Genomic DNA, 5,342 nt, shown 5'->3' on the forward strand with positions numbered 1-5,342 from the left:
GGCGATGACGCTCCATTTGCTCATGTCGCAGTTCGCGGGGACGAGGATATCCGCCGGCCTGAATATTTTATCCATCTTGTTCATCCTTACTTGTATCCTTATGCATCCGTCTGCCTTCCCCGGTAATCAGGAAAAACTTTCCTCTACGATGTCCACCAGCTCCGCGCCGATGCGTTTCTGGGCCTCCACGGTGCCGGCGCCGACGTGGGGGGTGCAGGAGACGGAGGGGTGCTGGGCGAGCGTCCAGTTGGGATCCTTCTCGCTGAGCCAGACGTCCAGACCTGCGGCCCTTACCTTGCCGCCGTTCAGGGCCTCCAGCAGCGCCGCCTCGTCCACGTTGCTGCCGCGGGAGACGTTGATGATGACCACGCCGTCCTTCATTTTCGCGATGCTCCCGGCGTCCACCAGCGGCTTGTCCCCGCCGGGCGCACACAGGACGATGATGTCGGACTTCGCGAGCAGCTCGTCCATAGAGACGAAGTGCATCGTGCTGCACTCCGCGCCCTCGGGCTTGTTGCGGTGGACGACGGAGAGGACGTTCATCCCCAGGGCCTGCCCCTTCTCGCCGACCATCCGGCCGATGCGGCCGTAGCCGATCACGCCCATGGTCTTGCCCTCCAGCTCGAAGCCTTTGGAGTAGGCCTTCTTCTCCCACTTGTTCTCGCGCATGGTGTGCCCGGCGATGGAGATGTTGCGTGCGCAGGCGAAGAGCAGCGCGAGGGCCAGCTCCGCCACGGCGTTGGAGGAGGCGCGGGGCGTGTTCCGGACCTGAATGCCCGCCGCCTCGGCGTATTTGACGTCGATGTTGTCCACGCCCACGCCGGCGCGGATGATGAGCTTCAGGCGGCCTCCCTTCGCCGCGTCGATCTGCGGCTGCTTGATCTTCGTGGCGGACCGGATGATCACGGCATCGAAATCCCGAAGCGCCCCGCCCAGGGCGTCCGGCTCGTAGAACTGCTCCACGACCTCATAGCCGTCCTTGCGGAGCTTCGCGACGGCGGCGGCGTCCATCCCATCGGTGACCAGAATTTTCTTAGACATGGAGGTTTCTCCTTTATTCACGGTATGCAGCTGTTCGCTGTGTACAACCTAATGAGACGCTGATTTAATTCATGGAGCCCCCCGGTGGTACCCCAGCTTGCCTATTTTGAGGAAAAGGCTTTCCGGGGCCGCCGCTATCCCCCAAAGGGGAGCCTTCCGGCAACCGCTCGCTTCGCTTGCGGGCCGATCAGTCTCAGGATAGCGGCGTGGGGGGTATGGGGGCTTTGCCCCCATTAATTTTTTGCTTCGTACTTCCGGAGGAAGTCGACCAGGGCCTCGACGCCCTCCTTGGGCATGGCGTTGTAGATGGAGGCGCGCAGGCCGCCGACGCTTCGGTGTCCCTTGAGGTTGTCGAACCCGGCGGCCTTCGTGGCGGCCACCACCTCCGCGTCCTGCTCCTTGCTGGACGTCACGAAGGGCACGTTCATCAGGGACCGGTCCTCCTTCGCCACCGTGCCGCGGAAGAGCTTGCTCTGGTCCAGGAAATCGTACAGGACCGCGGCCTTCTCCCGGTTGCGCCGGTCCATCTCGGCCAGGCCGCCCATCTTCAGGAGGTACCGGAAGATCTTTCCGCAGCAGTAGATGGCCCAGCAGTTGGGCGTGTTGTAGAGGGAATCGGCGTCGGCGTGGATCTTGTAGCTGAGGTAGGTCGGGACCTTGGGGTCCAGGTCGTCCCGGAGCAGGTCCTCACGGATGATGGCGACGGCCATGCCCGCGGGGCCGACGTTCTTCTGCACGCCGCCCCAGATGAGCCCGTACTTGCTCACGTCGCAGGGGCGGGAGAGGAACATCGAGGACTGGTCGGAGACCAGGACCTTTCCTTTCGTGTCGGGGAGCCTGCGGTAGGTGGTGCCGTGGATGGTCTCGTTCTCGCAGATATAGACGTAATCCGCGTTGGCGGGAACGTCCAGGTTGGAGCAGTCGGGAACGTAGGAGAAGTTCTTGTCCTTCGACGACGCGGAGATCTTCACCGTGCCGTATTTCTGCGCCTCCTTGATGGCCTTCTGGGACCAGGCTCCGGTCTCGATGTAGCAGGCGACGCCGTTCTTCATCAGGTTCATGGGGACCATGGCGAACTGGACGTGCCCGCCGCCCTGGACGAAGAGTATTTTGTAGTTGTCCGGGATGCCCATGAGCTCGCGCAGGTCCGCCTTCGCCTCGGCCAGGATGTCCTCGAAGACCTTGGAGCGGTGGCTCATCTCCATGACGCACATGCCGCTTCCGCGGTAGTTCATCATCTCGGCGGCGATCTCCTCCAGAACGGACTCGGGCATCATGGCCGGACCGGCGGAAAAGTTATACGTGCGACCGTACTTCATAAGAATCGACCTCTTTCCATAAAATTATTTTTTCCGGATGACTCGGATTAGTCGTCGGTCGGGGAGGCGTGAGGCAAGGAAGGGCTGAGGCGAAACGGGACACCGGACGGAACCCCGCGCCATGGGCCTTGCCGTATGGCTGCGCTCCCCGGCAAATGCAGTCCTTGCATCTCGAGGAAGCGTCAGGTGAAGCCCTGTCGTGCCGCCGGAAATTTCGACATCGGTCTCCCCTCCTTAAGGATAGGATCAGGACCCTCGTGCAACACGGCCGTACTATAGCAGACCATCATATCCCCGGCAAGGGAGAGCTGACGGCGCGCCGCTTTCCGGCGGGATCGCGGCGTTGGGACAGCGTCGGGGACGCGGGAATTCCCGTTGGCCGTGGATGGCCGCGGAGCGGCTGCCGATCCGCCCTGTCTTATTGACTTGCGTTTCATGGAGGATTATATTTGTACAAGTTTTTCATCTCAAACTATAAAGGAGTGGTTGTCATGAAACTCAGGAAATCCGGCATCGGCGCTCTTCTGCTCGCTTTTCTCCTTGCCCTGCTGGCCCTTGGGGGCTGCGGCGGCGGCTCTTCCGACAGCGGTTCGCCGGGCTTCGACGGCGGCTCCGGCACTGCGGGGGACCCCTACCTGATCGCGAACGCGGACAGCCTGCTGTCCCTCGCCGCGAACGTCAACGGCGGGAAACGGGATGGCTATTCGGGGCGGTACTTCAAGCTGAGCGCCGACATCGACCTCAGGGGCATCAAGTGGACGCCGATCGGGAATATGAACGACCACGAGAAACGATCGACCTTCTTCCGCGGCACCTTCGACGGGGCGGGCCGCACGGTGTCCAACCTGCGCTACGAGACGGATGCCTTCACCGTCGGAGCCGGACTCTTCGGCGTCAGCAGCGGCACGATCAAGGACCTCAACGTCGTCAATGCGTTCGTTCACGTCACTCATCTCCCCGCGGGAGAGAGGAAGTCTGTGGCGATCGGCGGAGTCGTCGGCTACAACCTGGGCGCCGTGGAGAACGTCGCGCTGACCGGCAGCTCCTCCATCCTCGGCCTCAACTGCGTCGGCGGGGTCATCGGCGGCAATAGCCACGGAACGATCCGCAACTGCCGGACCCAGGGCGTCGAGATCGAGCTGATAGGCGACAACAACTTCCCCGACCGCATCGTCCAGGACGACATAGCCGAGTGCGGCGGCCTCATCGTCGGCGGCAGTTTCGGCGGCACGATCAGCGGCTGCACCGCCTCCGGCACGGTGAAGGCCTCCGGGAGGGAGCCGGTCGGCATGGGCGGCATCGGCGGCTGCCTCGAGATGATGGATTCGATCACGAACTGCAGGGCCGACGTAAAGATCGTCACGACGAACGGCGGGCACGCCATCGGCGGCCTGTGCGGCTATTCCGGAACGCACCCGGACAAGGCGAAGCACTCTGTGACCAACTACCCCGCGATCATCGACAACTGCTCCGTGACGATCGACATCGACGCGAAGGATGCGACGCACGTCGGCGGCCTTGTCGGAACGGGTCTTTACTATTACGGCAAGGAGACGGCCTTCAGGATCACGAACTGCTCCGTGTCCGGCACGATCGACGGAGCTGTGACCCCCGGGACGATCCTCGGGCGCACCAACGCGGACAGCTCGTACGACGCGGCGACGAAGGCGAACGCGAAGGTCCTCGTCGACGGCAAGTCCTCGGGGGCGGAGGTCGGCACGACCGGCCGGATGTACGAGAGCGCGGACCAGGGAGACGAATAATCGCTCTTACCGAAGTCCCTGCCGAATTCGCCGTGACATTAACGGAGCGCTTTTGACAAGATTCGGCGTCGGCCTGTCCGAGGGGTGACATTATCTCAGAACAACGACAGGCAGCGGCAGACATCTTGACCTTTTTCAAAAAAACGCTAAAATATGTGGTCGTGTTCGGGACGTAGCGCAGTCTGGCTAGCGCATCTGCATGGGGTGCAGGGGGTCGGAGGTTCGAATCCTCTCGTCCCGACCATATTACGACGACAAGGGCTCTTCCGCAAAAAGCGGAGCGCCCTTTTTTGTTTTTCGTTCCACCTCTATTCCCTCTCCTTGTATAATAAGTCCGTTCGGTTTCGTGTCCTTCCTTATCATCACCCGCCATGAGGGAAAGGCGTCTTTTCGTCTCCTCGCGGCGGCAAGGGCTGCGTTCGGCGGTTTTTCTCGATAGATATCGAAAAAGGAGTGAAGCGCAATGTCTCTGCCCCATCTGCATGGCTTTCCGGTCCCCTCCCTCTCCGGAGAACAGATCGTCTCCCTGGAGGAGGCGGCGCGCCTGGCCCGCATCGATGCCGTGACCATGGTCGCGGCCGCCAACAGCGGCCATCCGGGCGGCGCGTTTTCCAGCATGGAGATGTTCCTGTCCGTCTACGGTGTGGCGAACCTCACGCCGGAGAACTGCGGAAGTTTGGATCGGGACTACGTCGTCGTCTCGCATGGCCATACCTCGGCCGGGGTGTACGCGGCCCTCGCCGCCTGGGGATTCTTCGACGCCGTTGAGGCCGTCTCTCATTTCCGGAGCTGCGGCAGCGTCTTTCAGGGCCACGTCGAGCGCGACATCCCGGGCGTCGACTGGGGGACGGGAAACCTGGGGCAGGGGCTCTCCGCAGGCGTCGGCTTCGCGCTGGCACAAAGGGCGCGGGGCTGCAAAGGGCGCACCTATGTCCTGATGGGGGACGGAGGGCAGACGAAGGGGCAGCTCGCCGAGGCCCGGCGTATGGCCGTGAAGGAGGGGCTCGAGAACCTCGTCGCCCTGGTCGACTGGAACGGCATTCAGATCTCGGGGAACCTCGACGCGGTGATGCCCTGCAACCTGAAGGCCCTCTGGGAGGCGGACGGCTGGGAGGTCGTGGAGTGCGACGGACATTCCTTCCAGGCCCTTTACGGGGCGCTGCGCGGCGCGGGGTCCGGGGGACGCCCGACGGTCCTGCTCTGCCGCACGGTCATGGGC

At 62.9% G+C, this 5,342-nt stretch carries 4 protein-coding genes and 1 tRNA gene; 3 read left to right on the forward strand and 2 right to left on the reverse strand.

Features of this window, described 5'->3' with window-relative positions:
• Window positions 1–126 precede the first annotated feature (126 nt).
• Complete coding sequence (locus ABLA28_RS10265; protein ID WP_314716779.1) at window positions 127–1,041, reverse strand: NAD(P)-dependent oxidoreductase; 915 nt, start codon at window positions 1,039–1,041, stop codon at window positions 127–129.
• Window positions 1,042–1,274: 233 nt separating this feature from the next.
• Entirely contained in the window at window positions 1,275–2,360 is a 1,086-nt protein-coding gene (serC, locus tag ABLA28_RS10270) for a 3-phosphoserine/phosphohydroxythreonine transaminase (RefSeq protein WP_347713585.1), read from the reverse strand.
• Between the two features lie 491 nt (window positions 2,361–2,851).
• Between serC and ABLA28_RS10275 the strand changes: the two genes are divergently transcribed.
• The 3 genes from ABLA28_RS10275 to ABLA28_RS10285 form a co-directional block, all read left to right on the forward strand.
• On the forward strand, window positions 2,852–4,123 hold the full coding sequence (locus ABLA28_RS10275) for a GLUG motif-containing protein (protein WP_347713586.1): 1,272 nt from the start codon (window positions 2,852–2,854) through the stop codon (window positions 4,121–4,123).
• Window positions 4,124–4,289: 166 nt separating this feature from the next.
• A tRNA-Pro gene (locus tag ABLA28_RS10280) sits at window positions 4,290–4,367 on the forward strand.
• Between the two features lie 219 nt (window positions 4,368–4,586).
• Window positions 4,587–5,342: thiamine pyrophosphate-dependent enzyme (locus tag ABLA28_RS10285; RefSeq protein ID WP_347713587.1), on the forward strand; the 756-nt coding region annotated here is incomplete at its 3' end.

The organism is uncultured Fretibacterium sp. (assembly GCF_963544685.1).
Classification (GTDB): Bacteria; Synergistota; Synergistia; order Synergistales; family Aminobacteriaceae; genus CAJPSE01.